This window comes from Paraburkholderia sp. GAS448 (genome assembly GCF_050435685.1).
Classification (GTDB): Bacteria; Pseudomonadota; Gammaproteobacteria; order Burkholderiales; family Burkholderiaceae; genus Paraburkholderia.
Genome location: NZ_JBNDKT010000047.1, coordinates 1 through 16,105, shown reverse-complemented (window position 1 = coordinate 16,105; position 16,105 = coordinate 1). Strand labels below are relative to the sequence as shown.

Sequence of the window (16,105 nt, the reverse complement as noted above, 5' to 3'; positions counted from 1 at the left end):
AGGCGAATTGTCGCATCGAGTTTTCAGCAGGTTCTGACTGTCCTGACATCAGACGAAATGCACGGGAGATATTTGAAATGATTGCCTTTTATGTTTCGTTGGCTTTATTCGGAACGGCGATTATCGGACACGTAGCGGCGAAAAGCAGGCGTGCGCGCCTCCAGCCGGTGCGCGTGCGCAGCACTGAAGGTCGTATCCGGCAGCGGTAGTCGCCGACATGAACCTGACCGTCCGGAACATCCCCGCGTCGTGCACCGAGCAGGAAGTGCGCGAATTTCTGCGCAAGGAACTCGGACACTACGCTGCTGACGTGGCGGTGTACGAGGCGGGGACGCCGAATGCATATGCGGTCGTCGAACTGGATGCGGACGAGCCTTACGTCGGCGAGGTGATTGCCCGTCACATGCAGGGGCTTCACCTGAAAGGCGCGTCGCTCGAAGCGAGTTCGCCGCTTTTCGGCGACGAGCCGCCAGCGCGGCATTAGTACAAGGGACGTGCCACGAAGCCCGGCAACGGGCGTTCGTGGTCGAGCGCGATTTTGCGGAACGCGCTCGTCGCGGGCGCTAGTCAGCAGCCGGCCAGTCAAACGGCGTGTAGGGCAACGCCCGCTTGTGACGCGTTGCGTCGTAGAAGCGGAACACTGCCTCGTACACGTTCTTGCTGACCGGTTTGCCTTCGAGAAAATCGTCGATGTGGTTATATGTGATGCCGTACGCATCTTCGTCGGGCCTTTGAGGACGCAACGTTTCCAGGTCGGCAGTCGGAATCTTTTCCGCCATCGTTTCCGATGCGCCAAGCGCACGTGCCAGCGCACGGACGCGGCGCTTGTTGAGACCGGCCAGTGGCAACACGTCAGCGCCGCCGTCTCCAAACTTCGTAAAGAACCCCATCACCGACTCGGCCGCGTGATCCGTGCCGATCACCACGCCTGAGCGTGCGCTCGCCACCGCGTATTGAGCAATCATCCGCTGCCGGGCCTTGACGTTGCCGTGGACGAAGTCCTGTTGCGCATGGTTTGCGAACTGCGTGCCGGCGGCGTTCAGCGCGCCAAGCATCGCATCGGCGGCGGGTTTGATGTCGACGGTCAGCGTTTCGTCGGCCCGAATGAAAGCAAGCGATTGCTGTGCGTCCGCTTCGTCGTGCTGCGTACCGTAGGGCAGGCGCATGGCTACAAACCGGCACGCGTAACCCTCCCCGCGCAGACGTTCGACGGTCAACTGCGCCAGACGCCCGGCAGTGGTCGAATCGACACCGCCGCTGATGCCGAGTACGTAGGTCTTCAAGCCGCTGGCCCGCAGATAGTCCGCGAGAAACGTGACGCGGCGATCGATTTCCCGGTGCGCGTCGAACTCCTGCGTCACATGCATCTCTTCAATGATGCGCCGCTGCCGTGCTGCCGGATCCTGGTGAGTCATCGATTTTTTCCTCTAGAAAGGTCGCCCCGCTCGCAGTTCTTCCGTTTTGTCTGGTTTAATGGCACAAAATGTATGGAATATGTCGTCCGAGTTAAACCGGATTGAATCTGATGCAATGCCAGTTGAATGCCGGATAATCAGGCTGCATTTTTCAGGTTTTGAAAATGCTATTGCCGGTACGTCCGGTGAAAAACCTCCGGCCCGCGCCCGTGCAGGCCGGAGGCCGGTTAATCATAAGCGGGTTTGCTCGAAGACGTGATGAACAACAATAGGCGCCACGATCAGGCGCACAGAAACAGAGAGTTTCCGGAATCCGCAACTTCACTGGGTGATGTCCACCTGGCCGTGCGGCGCAGATTGATTCATGGCGCGTTGAGCGTCGGCTTGTGTGCGCTCTCGTGTTCGACCGCGTTGGGTGCGGGCCCCGCAAAGACCACGCATGCGGCAACCGCAGATGGCGGCGCCGCGTCGACGGTGGTTGCGACACCGGATGCTGCGGGTGTCGTCGATCCGCGGCATGCGCTGCTGTTGCGCGATGCGTTCGCCCGCGAGGTGACCCGCCGCCTGAAGGTGCCCGCAGCGGAGCAGGCCGCCTACGGGGCACGCCTGCAGGCGGCGCTCACCGCGAAGGATCTCGGCGGGCTGTCAGGCGAATATGTGGTGCTGGTCGACCGCAACGCCAACGTGCAGGCTCTTTTCATCTATTTCCGCGCGGCGCCGGCCGACAGGTGGCAGATGATCGGTGCGTCGCCGGTTGCGACCGGGCGGCCGGGCGAGTTCGATCACTTCATCACGCCGCTCGGCGTATTCGAACACACGCCGGACAACATGGATTTCCGCGCCGAAGGCACGATGAACCAGAACGGTATTCGCGGCTATGGCCAGCATGACATGCGCATTTTCGACCTGGGCTGGGCGGAAGGCGAGCGCGGGTGGGGCAAGGGCGGCTTCTCGCAGATGCGCTTCCAGATGCACGCAACCGATCCCGACCGGCTGGAACCGCTGCTTGGCATTCGTCACTCGAAGGGCTGTGTGCGCATTCCAGCGTCGCTCAACGTGTTCCTCGATCATCACGGCATTCTCGACGCCGAATACGAAGCGCTGGTGTCGTCGGGCAATTCGCTATGGGTGCTGCATTCGGACCGTCAGGTCACCCCATGGGCGGGACGCTACATCGTCGTAGTCGATTCGGAGCGTAAGTCGCGGCCCGCGTGGTCCCCCGCGCCGGGCGCGAAAGCTCACGCGAAGGTGCCTCCGGGTGGAGACAAGGCGGATTGACGCGGCAGGCGTTGACTCATGCCGCCGCTGTCGCCTCTACCGGCGTCCCGAGCGCGCAAGCCAGACACCCGCGAGCGCAGCGACGAAGCCGGCGATCTGCACCGGCAGCAGTCTTTCGTCGAAGCCGAAATAGCCTTCAAGCGCGGCGAGCGGCGGCGCGAGAAATAGCAGCGCCGTTGCACGGGACGCGTCGCCGCGCCGGACCATCCACACGAGCAGCGTCACGCTGACACCCGACAGCATCACGATCCCCCACGCGAGCGATGCCCACAACTGCGGCGACGGAATCCAGCGATGCTCGCCGAGAGCAAGCGCGAGGATCGCGGCGACGATGGCTGCGCCGGAATTCTGGACGGCGCTGGCGCTGCGGATGTCGGCTTTCGCGAGCGAGGTCTTCTGGAACAATGTGCCTGCCGTTATCGCGACCACCGCGAGAACCGAAATGACAGCCACGATCCACGACGGCACGTTGCCATGCGTTGTCGGCATGACAGCAGCAGTGAGTTTCGGCTGGAGGACGAGCGCGACCCCGACCAGGCCGAGCGCCATTCCGGCCCAGCCCCTTCGTGACAGCCGCTCGCCGAAAAGCCGCGCTGCGACGGCGGCGGTCAAGAGTGGCTGCAGCGCGCCGAGCAGCGCCATGACACCCGCGCTTTGTCCCTGGGCGACGGCCCAGTAGCCCGCGCCCAGATAAACGCCCTGCAGCAGCGCGCCCGCAAAGAGGTGTTTGCCGAGATCGCGTCCAGTCGGCCACGCGGTACGCGCGACAAGTGCGGCGATGGCGAACAGCAGCGCCGTTCCGCTGAAGCGCGCCAGCAGGAACAGATTGGGATCGGCAAACGGGGTGATCGCCCGGGCGACGACAAACCCCGTCGACCACAGCACGACAAAAACAGCAGCGTTGAAAGTGGCAAGCATCGGACATCAGGCGGTCGGACCGCGTATCAAAGGTCCGTAGTATTGCGCGGCGCCCGCGGGTAGGTCTTGTTCGAGCCTGCACAACCGGCTGGTCGAGACGCGGTAATCCCGAATACCTATCGAAGCAGCAAGGCGGCGCCAAGCCCAAGCACGGCACCACACCCCGCGCATGCCCATAGCAGCCTGCGCGTACGGCGCGATTCCCGTTCGAGATCGATCGCGAGTTGGGCGTGCTGATGCTGGGCAGTCTGATCGTGCTGGTGCTTCAGGTAGCGCACCGCCAGCTGCGGCACGCGCGGCACGATGTGCGCGAGGTGGGGCAACTCCTGCGAAATGCGCCGGATCCAGCCCCGGTGGCCAAGATCGCGTCGCGCGATGCCGGCCAGTGCGGTCCGCGCGATATTCCACGTATCGACGCCCGGATGCAGTGCGCGTGCAAGCGCTTCAGCCTGTTCGAACGAACGTTGCGCGTTTGAAAGACGCGCCGATACCGCGCCGTCGAATGGCTGGACCGCATGCAACAGATGATGGAAAAGCGCGCCGGCTGAACGTTGTTCAGGCTCGTCCGCGAAGTGGGCTTCGGCGCGGGTGCGCAGTTCGGCTTCGAGCATCTCGGTGCGCGTCGTGGGCGGCACGTGGCCGGCGTTGCAATGGAGTGCGGCGAGGCGTCCGTAGTCCCGCTCGAACAATGCGCTCGCGCCGTGCACGAAGAACTCGCGTTCCTGCGACGACAGGCTGGACATGATTGCGAAGTCCTCCAGCACGAGACGACCCAGTGAGTCCGGCTCAATGCTCACGCGCACGCGCTTTGCATCGAGCGCCGCGTGAAAGAAACCGTGCTCGAAAGCCTGCTGCGCCACCACCTCGACGATGTGCGCCGCAAGCGTCGCAAGCTTGATGTGATGCGCGTGCAGCCCGACGATGTCAGCGCACGACAGCGTGTCGATCCTTTGCATGGTCAACGTGGTCGTCGTGCACAGGTCCCAGATCACGTTGGGCACGACCAGCCGCGCGTCACCGGTGAAGTGGTGGCCGGTCTGGCTCAGGTTGGCCGCTTCCGCGCGCAGGTCGAAGCGGCGCATCACGTCGTCGGTGAACGATTGCGCCAGCGCGCGCAGATTGAGACGTCGCGCCGTTCCCGACAGCTTTTCAAGCCAGCGTGCAACCCAGCGCAGCAGCGCCGCTTCGTCGCCGATCTGCTGGACGTCCGCGGCGCGCAGCAGCTTGACGGTGACGTTGCGATGGCCGTCGACCGGCTGGGCGAGACGCGCGACATGCGTCTGTTCGGCAAAGCCGTTGCGAACCGGCGTGAGGTCGATGGAGAAGAAGAGGGCGGAGAGCGGCCGCCCGAAAGCGGCGCTCAAGGCCCGTTCGACTTCCTGCGGTGGCAGCGGCGCTTCGAGATGCTCGATGGCGTCAATGGCGTCGTGCAGGGTGCCCGTGGCGAGTTCGGGGTGTTCCGCCAGCGCCTCGGCGAACCCGCTCGCAAGCGGTCCGAGGCGTGGTAGCACGCCGTGCAGGCTGGCGCGCGCCCCGTCGGATTGATGCATGCGGATGGCGAGGGTCGCAATCCAGTGCAGCCTGTGGTGCTGCGGCGCCGCGAGCCAGAGAAGACGTGCGCCGTAGCGCAGCGCGTGAAACAGCAACAGTAGTCGGCGAAGCAGGGGAGGCATTGGCAGATCGTTCGGCTAGGCGCGCATCGACAGCTGCGGCAGGAGCGTTCAGGGTAGCAGGGAAGCGCACCGGATGGAGCGTTGCGGGCTGTCACGTACTACAATACGCCGGCCTTCCGAACTCACGCGTGCCGTCAGCCCGGCACCCACCGCGATGCTCGCAGAACAACGTCACCAGTACATCCTGTCGCAAGTCGCCAAAACCGGCGCGTTGTCCGTGGCTGAACTTGTCCGCGAACTGAACGTGTCGCGCGAAACCATTCGCCGCGATCTCAATACGCTCGCCGGGCGAGGTCTGATTGTGACGACGCACGGTGGCGCATTGTCGAGTGAGCGGCGTGAGCCCGATCTCGACACCCGGGAGGCCGCCAACGCCAGCGCCAAGCGGGCAATCGGCGAGCGCGCAGCACAACTTGTGCCGGACGGCGCATCGGTCATCATCGATTCGGGCAGCACGACGCAGGCGGTCGCGCGGGCGCTCACCGACCGGCACAAGCTCACGGTCTATACCAACGACTGGCGGATCGCCCTGTTATTGGGGCGGCGCAACGACAACCGCATCACGCTGCTCGGAGGGGAACTGGCGGACCTTGAAGACGCCACCTTCGGTCTCGATACGGTGCAGCAATTGAGCCAGTATCACGCGGATTTTGCGTTTGTCGGCGCGGGCGGCATCTCGTCGGACGCGTGGCTCACGGACTACTCGCGCATGGCCGCTGAGGTACGCAGCCGGATGATCGCAGCGGCGGGCATGGTGGTCGTGGTCGCCGACAATTCGAAGTTCGGGCGTGTCACGCCTGTGCGCATCAACGGCTTCGAGACGGCTCGCTATCTGGTCACCGAACTCGCGCCGGATCGCGCGCTCGCGAAAGCCATCGCGGCGCGCGGTCCGGAAATACTGATCGCCTGAGCGATCAGCGCCTTCAGCGCACGCGCACGCCCAGTCTCTTCAGTGTTCGGTCGATCGCCGCGACGGCGTTGTGCAGGTCGTTCGCATCGATGGCGCCGATGCAGCCGACGCGGAACGTTTCCACCTGCGTAAGCTTGCCCGGATAAAGGACATAGCCCGCATCGCGCACGGCGGCGTAGAAGTCCGCGAACCGCCACGCGGGATCGTTCGGCGCATGGAAGGTGACGATCACCGGCGCCTGCATGTCGGCGTTCAGGAACGGCTCGAAGCCAAGCGCCTTCATCTCCTGCACCAGCGTCCTGCAGTTCTCCGCATAGCGCGCGCCGCGCGCCGGCTGGCCGCCTTCGGCGATGAAGCGGTCGAGCGCGTTGCGCAAGGCGGCGACAACGTGCGTCGGCGGCGTGAAGCGCCACTGCGTCGTCTTCTGCATGTACACATACTGATCGTGCAGATCGAGGGCGAGAGAAGGCGAGCGTCCTTCGCTCGCTTCCAGCACGCTGCGCCGCACGATCACAAAGCCCATTCCGGGCACACCTTCGAGGCACTTGCCGCTTGCCGAAACGAGCGCATCGATGCCGCCCTTGCGCAGGTCGATCGGCAGGGCGCCGAACGAACTCATCGCATCTACGATCAGGCTCTTGCCATGACGCTGACACAGCGCGGCGATCTCATCGAGCGGATTCAGGAGGCCGGCGCTCGTTTCCAGATGGACCTGCGCGACGTGCGTGATGCGCGGGTTAAGGTTGAACGCGTCCTCGATCGCAGCCGCGCTGACCGGCTCGTCTTCGCGCAGAGCCAGTTCGACTACGGCAATCCCCATGCACTGCAGGATCCTGATGATGCGCGCGCAATACGCCCCGTTGTTCGGCACGAGCACGCAGCCGTTGCGCGGCACCAGCGTGCCGATGGCGGCTTCGACCGCGAACGTGCCGCTGCCCTGCATCGGGACACATACATAGTCATTTTCCCCATGTGCGATCTCGACCAGATCAGTACAGACTGTTTGCGTCATGCGATTGAACGCCGCGTCCCACGAGCCCCAGTCACGCAACATGGCCTGACGGGTTGCCGGTGAGGTTGTCAGCGGCCCCGGTGTCAGCAGGATTGGATCGTTTCCGAGAATCACAGAACCTCCGTAGTCAGAAAATTTGCACTATGGCATGTGGAAGATGGTACGCATATTATTGGCGAATTGTGTCATTTTGTGGAATTCGTGAAAATAGTCATGCCGCTGTCACGGAAACCTGTGATTCTTGCCATGCCCTTTCATGGCAAGGCACCGTGCGCCGGATCTGTCCGCAAGCTGGATGTCTCGCTGGAGAAGAAACTGCTGGATTGTCAGCAATCTGCAATCCGGCTGTAGCGTCAAAAAGGGCACGGCGTGAGCGCCGTTTTCAATCACAACTGGTATGGGGTTTTCCCGACCGTCTGGTTTTTGCCTTTCGGAGAGCGACATGACAACGAAGAATCACCTTCACGCGACAGCCGGTTTCGCCCGCAAACTGCTGCCGGCACTCGTGGCGGCAGCAGCGTTCGGCGGCGCGGCATTGCCCGCACATGCGGCCGACGCCGTGGTGCTGTACACGGCCGACGGTCTCGAGAACCTCTATAAGGACGTGCTGCCGGCGTTCGAAAAGAAGGAAGGCGTCAAGGTCAATATCGTCACGGCCGGTAGCGGCGAAGTGGTGAACCGCGCGACGATCGAAAAAGATGCGCCGAAGGCCGATGTGATCGTCACGCTACCGCCGTTCATCCAGCAGGCGGGGCAGTCCGGTCTGCTGCAGCCGTACCAGAGCGTGAACTACAAGAACGTTCCGGCGATCGCGAAGGCAAACGACGGCGAGTGGGCGACGTTCGTCAACAACTACTTCTCGTTCGCGATCAACCCGGAAGTGGTCAAGAACGAGCCGAAGACGTTCGCTGACCTGCTGCATCCGGACTACAGTGGCAAGGTTGCGTATTCGAACCCGGCGACGGCGGGCGACGGCATGGCCGTCATCATCCTGACGACGTCGCTGATGGGCGAAGACAAGGCATTCGACTACCTGAAGAAGCTCGAGCAGAGCGCCAAGTTCCACACGAAGGGCACGGGCTACCTCGACGTGCTGCTCTCGCGTAACGAAATCTCGTTCGCGAACGGCGACCTGCAGATGGACCTCGACGATGCAGCGAACGGTGGCCTGTCGCTGAAGCCGATCTTCCTGTCGGTCGAGGGCGGCCAGCCGACGACGTTCCAGCTCCCGTATGCAATCGGTCTGATCAAGAACGGTCCGAACCAGGCGGAAGGCAAGAAGCTGATCGACTATCTGATGTCGACGGAAGTGCAGTCGAAGGTGCCGGACATCTTCGGCATCCCGGGCCGTACGGACGTGGCGCTCTCCGGCAAGAACGGCGAGATCGTGAAGAAGGCGACGGCTGGCGTGAAGGTGATTCCGGTCGACTGGAATCAGGTCATGGCGAAGAAGGCTGACTGGACGGCCCGCTGGAAGAGTGAGGTGATTGGCAGTTCGGACAAGCAGCTCGAAGTCGTCAAGCCGAAGTAAGCAACTGGAATTTGCAGCCGAAGTTGCCAACCGACGTTAGCAACCGAAGTTGGCAATATAAGCAGCCAGTAGCATGGTCAACGTTGGAGGATGAACCCGGTGAATACGGCCAGTCTTGCTGATCGAGGCGTCCTCGGCGCCTCACCGGACGCGCTTGTCGACTCGCGTCCGGACACGCCGCGCGGTGTACAGATCGACCATTTGACCGTGCGCTTCGGTTCGCGCACGGTGCTCGACGATCTGTCGCTGACGATCCAGCGCGGCGAATTGCTGACCGTGCTCGGACGCAGCGGTTGCGGCAAGACGACGCTGCTGCGTTTTATCGCCGGGTTCATCGAAGCGGATGGGCTGGCGGGCACGCTGACGGTCGCGGGGCGCGATCTCACGCATGTCCCGCCGCATAAACGCAATCTGGGCCTGCTGTTCCAGAGCTATGCGCTGTTTCCGCATCTGTCGGTATTCGAGAACGTCGCGTTTGGCCTCAAGGCACGCCGCACGTCGGCCAGGGACGTGGCGCGGCGCGTCGCGGATGCACTCAAGCTCGTGCAGCTCGGCGATGCCGGTCATGTGATGCCGGCGCAACTGTCGGGCGGCATGCAGCAACGGGTTGCGCTTGCGCGCGCGCTCGTCATCGAGCCCGATGTCCTGCTGCTCGACGAGCCGCTCTCTGCGCTCGACGCCAACCTGCGTGCGTCGGTGCGTTCTGAACTCAAGTCGCTGCATGAGCGTCTGCCGAATCTGACGATCGTCTGCGTGACGCACGATCAGGATGACGCGCTGGTGCTCTCCGATCGCACGCTGCTGATGCGCGAAGGCCGCATCGCGCAGCTCGGTACGCCACAGCAGTTGTACGACACCCCGAACGATGCATTCGTCGCGCGCTATCTGGGCGCGGCTAACCTGCTGCCGCCGCAGGTAGCGTTTCCGCTCGACGACGCGCGCTACGGCGAACGCGAGCGCGTCGCGTGCCTGCGCCCGGAGAGCATGCGCATCGTGCCGCTCGGCGAAGGGCAATTGCACGGCACGATCGCTTCGGTCGAATGGTACGGCGCGGTGCTGTCGGTGTCGGTCGCGCTCGACGCGACGCCGAACGAGCCCGTTCTCGTCACTACGCAGCGGGGCCAAGGGATGATGCCCGAAAAGGGCGCGCGCGTTTCCTTGCAATACGAGGCAGACGATGTCGTCCTTATCAACCGGTAACACCCCTGACAGCCCTGGCGCGCTCGCCGAAGCGCATCGCGCGAAGAGCGGTGCGGCGCATACGGCGGCTGTGCGTCGTCGCGAGCGCGCGGCGCAATGGCACCTGCTGTTCATTGCGGTCGTCGTGCTTGGGCCGGTGGTGATTTATCCGCTCGTGCGGCTCGTGCTGCTGAGTCTGGCGGGAACGCACGGACTGAGCTTCAGTGCCTACTCGCACTTCTTCCAGAATCCGGAAACGAGCGGCGTGATCGGCACGACGTTGCTGATTCTCTTCGCCAGTGCGGGGCTTGCGTCGCTGCTGGGTGTGGGGCTCGCGTCGCTGCTCTTCTTCAAGCCGTTTCCGGGCGCGCGGATGGTGACCCGGTTTCTTGAACTGTTCGTCGCGTTTCCGTCGTTCCTCGTCGCGTTCACGCTGATTTTTCTGTATGGCTCGCAGGGGTCGGTCAGCATCGGATTGCAGCGACTTTTTCATCTGGAGGCACCGCCGCTCAATTTCCTGTTCGGCATCGGTGGTGTGATTCTGGCTGAAGTCGTGTTTTACGCGCCCTTTGTCGTGCGCCCGACGCTCGCTTCGTTCGCGACGCTCGACATGCGTCTGATCGAAGCGGCGCGCAGTCTTGGCGCTCACGGCTGGATGGTCGCGTTCCGCGTGATCCTGCCGCTCGCATGGCCGGGCATCGCCGCGGGCACGATCCTCTGTTTTCTGCTGACGCTCAATGAGTTCGGCATTCTGCTGGTGCTGGGCAGCGCGCATCTGATCACGCTGCCGGTGGCGATCTACAGCGCAGCGACAGTCGACCTCGACTTGCCGACTGCGGCGGCGGGCGCCGTCGTCATGCTGGCGATGTCACTGTCGCTGTATGCGCTGTACCGGCAGGTCAATCGACGCACAGCGGGAGGCGCGCGCCATGGACGCTGAACTCGATCCGGTACCGTTGCCGGTCATCCATCATCGCGCACGTCCGGTGAAGCGCAGTCTGTTGACGCGCATTATGGGTTCCGTGCTGCTGGGCCTCGCCGCGCTGATGTGTTTCTGGCTGTTCGTGCTGCCGGTAGGCGTGGTTGCGCTGTCGAGCGTGGCTGCCCACTGGTCGGGCACGATCCTGCCCGACGGCTTCAGCATGCGCTGGTTCGAACGCCTCGGTTCCAGCGATTTCGACGCGCTCACCACGAGTCTCGAGATCGGCTTCGGTGTCGCCGTGCTGGGCACCGCGCTTGGGCTGTGGCTCGCGCTGGCGCTGGAAGGGCGTGACCGCCGCGGTCTCGGCGCGATCGTCGACACGATCGCGATGATGCCGAACGGCGTGCCTAGCGTCGTGCTCGGGCTTGCGGTGCTGATTGCGTATCACAAGGCGCCTCTCGATCTGTCGAGTTCGGCGGCGATCGTCGTGTTCGTGCAGCTCGCGCTGGTGTTGCCGTTCTGCTATCGCTGCGCCAGCGCCGCGCTGAGGCCCGAATTGACCGTGCTGCGTGAAGCGGCCGCGAGTCTGGGGGCACCGCCATCGATGGTGCTGCGCCGGGTGGTGCTGCCGCAACTGCTTCCCGCGATACGCGCGAGCCTCGCGCTCGGCTTTGCGCTGTCGCTCGGCGAGCTGGGTGCGACGCTGACTGTTTATCCGCCGGGCTTTGCAACCGTGCCGATCGTTGTCGTCGGACAGGTCGAACGCGGTTACTACCTGCCGGCTTCCGCTCTTTCGCTGATTCTTTTGCTTGTCTCGCTCGCTGCGTTGCTGCTGATCGCAGCGCGGGTCCCGCGCCGTCGCCTGGACTGACGGGGAGCCTCTGATGTCCCGGGTTGCGCGCCACCTCGGCGCACAGCGCATATCGATGTGGCAAAAAATGTCGAAATGACCGAAAATATGGAAAAAGTCTCAGCTGATCCGATTGCTGTCGTCCGCAGGCACACGCTGACGGAACTGGTCCGCGACGAGATTGAGCGCCACATCGTAGAGGGGGCACTTGCTCCTGGCGACAAGCTCAATGAAGCCGACTGGGCCGCGCGGCTGGAGGTGTCGCGCGGGCCGGTGCGCGAGGCGTTTCGCGCGCTGGAGCAGGCCGGTTTGGTGCGCACCGAGAAAAACCGTGGTGTGTTCGTGCGGATCGTGTCGCTTGCTGAGGCGGACGAGATCTACGCGGTCCGTGCGGTGCTTGAAGAGGCGGCGTGCCGGATGCTGGCGGCGCGCATCGACGCGGCGCAGCTTGCGAGGCTGCGGGTCTATGTCGATGCGATGCGTGCCGCGCTGGACGCGCAGAATCACGACGAGTACGCCCGCGCCAACGTCGCGTTTCACGATGCAATCGTGGCGTCGGCGGGCAACGCCAAGCTGTATGAGACGTACCGGCGGCTCGTCGGCGAACTGAGTCTGTTCCGGCGTGCCGCGCTCGTTGCGCACACCGACGCGATGGAGCGTTCGCTCAGCGAGCACCGCGCCATTCTGACCGCGCTTGCATCGCGTGACGGCGATCACGCTGCCGCACTGATGCATGCGCATGTGAACGGCGGTCGGCAACGCGCGCACGACGCCTGTGAGCCGGCTGGACCACGCTCTGTGCGCGAGACGTTGTCGGCCTCGACCGATGAAGAACGCGCGTAACCGATGCACATGGATGACTACGATGGCAAGCCAATCTGAACGCAGTATCGAAGTGAACGGCCGGGCATACCGGCTTCCGTCGACGCCGACCGTGGTCGTGTGCGTCGATGGTTGCGAGTACGACTATCTCGAAGCCGCGGTCGCGGCCGGCGTCGCGCCGTTCATCGGCAAGATGCTGCGCGGCGGTGCGGCGTTCAAGGGCGATTGCGTGATTCCGTCGTTCACGAACCCCAACAACCTGTCGATCGTGTGCGGCGTGCCGCCGTCGGTGCATGGCATCTGCGGCAACTACTTCTGGGACCCGGATGCGAACGGCGGCAAAGGGGCGGAAGTGATGATGAACGATCCTGCCTATCTGCGCGCCGGCACATTGCTGGCTGCGGCGGCGGACGCAGGGGCGAGCGTCGCGGTCGTAACAGCCAAGGACAAACTGCGCCGCCTGCTGGGCTGGCAGATGAAGGGCATCTGTTTTTCCGCCGAAAAGGCCGATACCGTCACCGGCGAAGAAAACGGCATCGACGATGTGCTGGGTCTGGTCGGCCTGCCGGTGCCCGATGTGTACAGCGCCGGACTGTCCGAGTTCGTGTTCGCCGCGGGCGTGCGCCTCGCTGAAACACGCAAGCTCGACCTGATGTATCTGTCGACGACCGACTACGTGCAGCACAAGGCCGCGCCGGGCACCGAAGGCGCGAATGCGTTCTACGCGATGATGGATGGCTACCTCGCGCGACTCGACGAGCTCGGCTGGGTGGTTGCGCTGACTGCCGATCATGGCATGAACGCGAAACACGATTCGAAGACGGGCGAGCCGAACGTGATCTACCTGCAGGATGTGCTCGACGATTGGCTCGGCGCGCGCGCCGCACGCGTCATCCTGCCGATTACGGATCCCTACGTCGTTCATCATGGTGCGCTGGGTTCGTTTGCGACGATCTACCTGCCGCGCGAGGTGAGGGCTGCACAGGTGATCGAACGTATCGGCGGTCTGCCCGGTATTGAGGTCGTGCTCGACAACAAGGCGGCGTGCGAGCGTTTCGAATTGCCGAACGACCGGGTCGGCGACATTGTCGTGATCAGCCGGCAGGATGTCGTGCTCGGCACGCGGCGCGACGAGCACGACCTCTCCGGTCTGACTGTGCCGCTGCGCTCGCACGGCGGTCTGTCGGAGCAGACAGTGCCGCTGATTTTCAATCGCCTGATCGATCGTGCGTCGACTGAGGGCAAGCGTCTGCGCAACTTCGACATCTTCGATCTCTCTTTGAACCACGTGGTGGCGTCATGAATGCGCCTGCTCACAAGGATCATCCGGCGTTTCGTGCAGAAGCGCTGCGTTTGAAGGGTGAGCGTGCGGTTCGCGAGCGTGCGCTCGATGTGTTCGATCCTTACACCGGGCTACGGGTCGGCACGGTGCCGCTCGCCAGCGTCGACGATGTGCGCGGTGCGTTGACTTACGCGGCTGGGTATCAGCCGAAGCTGACGCGCTACGAGCGCTCGCAGATCCTCGAGCGCGCGGCGGCGCTGTTGCGTGAGCGCACTGAGGAAGCGTCCGATCTGATCTCGCGCGAGTCGGGTCTGTCGAAACAGGATTCGCGCTACGAGATCGGGCGCGTTGCCGACGTGCTGAAGTTTTCGTCGATCGAAGCGTTGCGCGACGACGGCCAGAGTTTCTCCTGCGATCTCACGCCGCATGGCAGGAAGCGCCGCGTCTTCACGCAGCGCGAGCCGCTTGCTGGCGTGATCGTCGCCATCACGCCGTTCAACCATCCGATGAACCAGGTCGCGCACAAGGTCGCGCCTGCCATCGCGACGAATAATCGTGTGCTGCTGAAGCCGTCGGAGAAAGTGCCCCTGTCCGCGTTCTACCTCGCGGACATTCTGTACGAAGCGGGTTTGCCCGAGCCAATGCTCCAGGTGCTGACCGGCGATCCGCGCGAAATCGCCGACGAGCTGGTCACGAATCCGCTCGCGGAACTGGTGACGTTCACTGGCGGCGTCGCGATCGGCAAAGAGATTGCCGCGAAGGCGGGCTACCGGCGCGTCGTGCTTGAGCTCGGCGGCAACGATCCTCTGATCGTGCTCGAAGATGCCGACCTCGAGCGCGCGGCAACGCTCGCGGTTCAGGGTTCGTACAAGAACTCCGGGCAGCGGTGTACCGCCGTCAAGCGAATGCTCGTGCAGAAAAGCGTCGCGTCGCGCTTCACCGAGTTAGTGGTGGAAAAGACGCGAGCCTGGTCATACGGCGATCCGTTCGACGCCGCGAACCAGATGGGCACCGTCATCGACGAAGCCGCTGCGATGCTCTTCGAAGCGCGCGTCAATGCGGCGGTTGCACAGGGCGCCCGGCTTCTCGTGGGCAACGAGCGCAATGGCGCACTGTATGCGCCGACCGTCGTCGACCAGGTCGATCCCGCCATGACGCTCGTGCGCGAGGAAACCTTCGGTCCGGTGTCGCCGATCATCGCGTTCGACACGCTCGATGACGCTATTCGCATCAGTAATGGCACACCGTTCGGGCTTTCGTCAGGCGTCTGCACCAACCGGCAGGACGCGATCACGCGCTTCGTCAATGAATTGCGCGTCGGGACGGTCAACGTATGGGAAGTGCCGGGGTACCGCATCGAGCTGACGCCGTTCGGCGGCATCAAGGATTCGGGGCTTGGATATAAGGAAGGGGTGCAGGAAGCAATGAAGAGCTTCACCAACCTGAAGACGTTTTCACTACCGTGGGAGTGATGGAGTGGCCTTGAGTCTGGACGATATCCGTACGCTCTTCGAGCAACACGGCAACCTGGTTTACAGCGGCGAGCCGGTGACGCAACTTGAACATGCGCTGCAAAGCGGCGCGCTCGCTGAGGAGGAACGCGCAAGCGACGAACTGGTCGCGGCGGCATTCCTGCATGACCTTGGGCATCTGCTGAACCGGCAGGGCGAAACGCCGACGGCGCGCGGCGTCGACGATCTTCACCAGTATTTCATATTGCCTTTCCTGCGGGCGGGCCTGCCGGAAGCAGTATTGGAGCCGATCCGCCTCCACGTGGACGCGAAGCGCTGTCTGTGCGCGGTCGACGAAACGTACTTTGGGCTGCTGTCGGCGGATTCGGTTCGCAGCCTGGAGTTGCAGGGCGGGATCTACAGCCCGGATGAGGCGCAAGCTTTTCTTCAGAAGCCTTACGCGGAAGATGCCCTGCGCCTGCGCAAGTGGGACGACCGGGCGAAAGAAGCGAACCGGTCGACGCCGGATATCGAGCACTATCTACGCGTCGTCGAGCGGGTGATGGAGAAGCAATTGACTGTCTGACGCAAGCAGATTGCGTACTGCGCGTCTTGCCCGCTGTGGGCGTCTTCGACCGAAATCCATGCATATCAAAATAACGCTTGCAAGGGTGCGGGAGGCTGGCTAGAATTCCGGTCTTTCGCGCTTTCAGAAGAAGGCGCGGGGAAGCGGGAAGCCAGGGTTGGCAAGGCTTTGCGAGGTGGTCGGCAGGCTGGGGCGGTTAAAAAACCTGTTGACGACGTAGCGGAAGTTCTTCATAATCTCGTTTCTCTGCTGCTGATGCAGCGACGCAGGGCGGGG

The 16,105-nt window shown here is 63.5% G+C and carries 16 protein-coding genes; 12 read left to right on the top strand and 4 right to left on the bottom strand.

Annotated elements, in window-relative coordinates:
* Positions 1–217 precede the first annotated feature (217 nt).
* On the top strand, positions 218–484 hold the full coding sequence (locus P3T23_RS41490) for an RNA-binding protein (RefSeq protein WP_429321862.1): 267 nt from the start codon (positions 218–220) through the stop codon (positions 482–484).
* 79 nt (positions 485–563) lie between these two features.
* Here the strand turns inward: P3T23_RS41490 and nadE are convergent, their stop codons facing one another.
* Entirely contained in the window at positions 564–1,415 is an 852-nt protein-coding gene (nadE, locus tag P3T23_RS41485) for an ammonia-dependent NAD(+) synthetase (protein ID WP_429321861.1), read from the bottom strand.
* A 258-nt stretch (positions 1,416–1,673) separates the two neighbouring features.
* On the opposite strand from nadE, the gene P3T23_RS41480 reads away from it, so the two are divergent.
* Positions 1,674–2,693, top strand: a complete 1,020-nt coding sequence (locus P3T23_RS41480; protein WP_429321860.1) for a L,D-transpeptidase — start codon at positions 1,674–1,676, stop codon at positions 2,691–2,693.
* 36 nt (positions 2,694–2,729) lie between these two features.
* On the opposite strand, the gene P3T23_RS41475 is transcribed toward P3T23_RS41480, so the two are convergent.
* Positions 2,730–3,611, bottom strand: a complete 882-nt coding sequence (locus P3T23_RS41475; RefSeq protein WP_429321859.1) for a DMT family transporter — start codon at positions 3,609–3,611, stop codon at positions 2,730–2,732.
* A gap of 116 nt (positions 3,612–3,727) precedes the next feature.
* Positions 3,728–5,284: an ABC1 kinase family protein gene (locus tag P3T23_RS41470; RefSeq protein WP_429321858.1), complete on the bottom strand. Its 1,557-nt coding sequence runs from the start codon at positions 5,282–5,284 to the stop codon at positions 3,728–3,730.
* A 154-nt stretch (positions 5,285–5,438) separates the two neighbouring features.
* Here P3T23_RS41470 and P3T23_RS41465 point away from each other — a divergent pair, with 154 nt between their 5' ends.
* Complete coding sequence (locus P3T23_RS41465; protein WP_429321857.1) at positions 5,439–6,194, top strand: DeoR/GlpR family DNA-binding transcription regulator; 756 nt, start codon at positions 5,439–5,441, stop codon at positions 6,192–6,194.
* Positions 6,195–6,207: 13 nt separating this feature from the next.
* Here the strand turns inward: P3T23_RS41465 and P3T23_RS41460 are convergent, their stop codons facing one another.
* Entirely contained in the window at positions 6,208–7,320 is a 1,113-nt protein-coding gene (locus tag P3T23_RS41460) for a 2-aminoethylphosphonate--pyruvate transaminase (RefSeq protein WP_429321856.1), read from the bottom strand.
* Between the two features lie 36 nt (positions 7,321–7,356).
* On the opposite strand from P3T23_RS41460, the gene P3T23_RS41455 reads away from it, so the two are divergent.
* From P3T23_RS41455 to P3T23_RS41415, 9 genes are all read left to right on the top strand, one after another.
* Positions 7,357–7,557, top strand: a complete 201-nt coding sequence (locus tag P3T23_RS41455; RefSeq protein WP_429321855.1) for a hypothetical protein — start codon at positions 7,357–7,359, stop codon at positions 7,555–7,557.
* A gap of 91 nt (positions 7,558–7,648) precedes the next feature.
* A complete protein-coding gene (gene phnS / locus P3T23_RS41450; RefSeq protein ID WP_429321854.1) occupies positions 7,649–8,737 on the top strand; it encodes a 2-aminoethylphosphonate ABC transporter substrate-binding protein in 1,089 nt (362 codons plus the stop codon).
* Positions 8,738–8,836: 99 nt separating this feature from the next.
* Entirely contained in the window at positions 8,837–9,937 is a 1,101-nt protein-coding gene (gene phnT / locus P3T23_RS41445; RefSeq protein WP_429321853.1) for a 2-aminoethylphosphonate ABC transport system ATP-binding subunit PhnT, read from the top strand.
* Entirely contained in the window at positions 9,915–10,856 is a 942-nt protein-coding gene (locus P3T23_RS41440; RefSeq protein ID WP_429321852.1) for a 2-aminoethylphosphonate ABC transporter permease subunit, read from the top strand. Before phnT ends, P3T23_RS41440 begins: the two co-directional genes overlap by 23 nt.
* On the top strand, positions 10,846–11,709 hold the full coding sequence (gene phnV, locus P3T23_RS41435) for a 2-aminoethylphosphonate ABC transport system, membrane component PhnV (protein WP_429321851.1): 864 nt from the start codon (positions 10,846–10,848) through the stop codon (positions 11,707–11,709). Before P3T23_RS41440 ends, phnV begins: the two co-directional genes overlap by 11 nt.
* A 75-nt stretch (positions 11,710–11,784) precedes the next feature.
* Positions 11,785–12,531, top strand: coding sequence for a phosphonate utilization associated transcriptional regulator (locus P3T23_RS41430; RefSeq protein WP_429321850.1), 747 nt, complete (start codon positions 11,785–11,787; stop codon positions 12,529–12,531).
* Positions 12,532–12,553: 22 nt separating this feature from the next.
* Positions 12,554–13,813, top strand: a complete 1,260-nt coding sequence (gene phnA / locus P3T23_RS41425; RefSeq protein WP_429321849.1) for a phosphonoacetate hydrolase — start codon at positions 12,554–12,556, stop codon at positions 13,811–13,813.
* Positions 13,810–15,264 (top strand): phosphonoacetaldehyde dehydrogenase, encoded by a 1,455-nt coding sequence (phnY, locus tag P3T23_RS41420; RefSeq protein ID WP_429321848.1) that lies wholly within the window; start codon positions 13,810–13,812, stop codon positions 15,262–15,264. Before phnA ends, phnY begins: the two co-directional genes overlap by 4 nt.
* 4 nt (positions 15,265–15,268) lie before the next feature.
* On the top strand, positions 15,269–15,829 hold the full coding sequence (locus P3T23_RS41415; protein WP_429321847.1) for a phosphonate degradation HD-domain oxygenase: 561 nt from the start codon (positions 15,269–15,271) through the stop codon (positions 15,827–15,829).
* Positions 15,830–16,105 lie beyond the last annotated feature (276 nt).

Coding starts and splice junctions, on each gene's coding strand:
- P3T23_RS41490 (WP_429321862.1), top strand. CDS start 218: ATGAACCTGACCGTCCGGAACATCCCCGCGTCGTGCACCGAGCAGGAA.
- nadE (WP_429321861.1), bottom strand. CDS start 1,415: ATGACTCACCAGGATCCGGCAGCACGGCAGCGGCGCATCATTGAAGAG.
- P3T23_RS41480 (WP_429321860.1), top strand. CDS start 1,674: ATGAACAACAATAGGCGCCACGATCAGGCGCACAGAAACAGAGAGTTT.
- P3T23_RS41475 (WP_429321859.1), bottom strand. CDS start 3,611: ATGCTTGCCACTTTCAACGCTGCTGTTTTTGTCGTGCTGTGGTCGACG.
- P3T23_RS41470 (WP_429321858.1), bottom strand. CDS start 5,284: ATGCCTCCCCTGCTTCGCCGACTACTGTTGCTGTTTCACGCGCTGCGC.
- P3T23_RS41465 (WP_429321857.1), top strand. CDS start 5,439: ATGCTCGCAGAACAACGTCACCAGTACATCCTGTCGCAAGTCGCCAAA.
- phnS (WP_429321854.1), top strand. CDS start 7,649: ATGACAACGAAGAATCACCTTCACGCGACAGCCGGTTTCGCCCGCAAA.
- P3T23_RS41440 (WP_429321852.1), top strand. CDS start 9,915: ATGTCGTCCTTATCAACCGGTAACACCCCTGACAGCCCTGGCGCGCTC.
- phnV (WP_429321851.1), top strand. CDS start 10,846: ATGGACGCTGAACTCGATCCGGTACCGTTGCCGGTCATCCATCATCGC.
- P3T23_RS41430 (WP_429321850.1), top strand. CDS start 11,785: ATGACCGAAAATATGGAAAAAGTCTCAGCTGATCCGATTGCTGTCGTC.
- phnA (WP_429321849.1), top strand. CDS start 12,554: ATGGCAAGCCAATCTGAACGCAGTATCGAAGTGAACGGCCGGGCATAC.
- phnY (WP_429321848.1), top strand. CDS start 13,810: ATGAATGCGCCTGCTCACAAGGATCATCCGGCGTTTCGTGCAGAAGCG.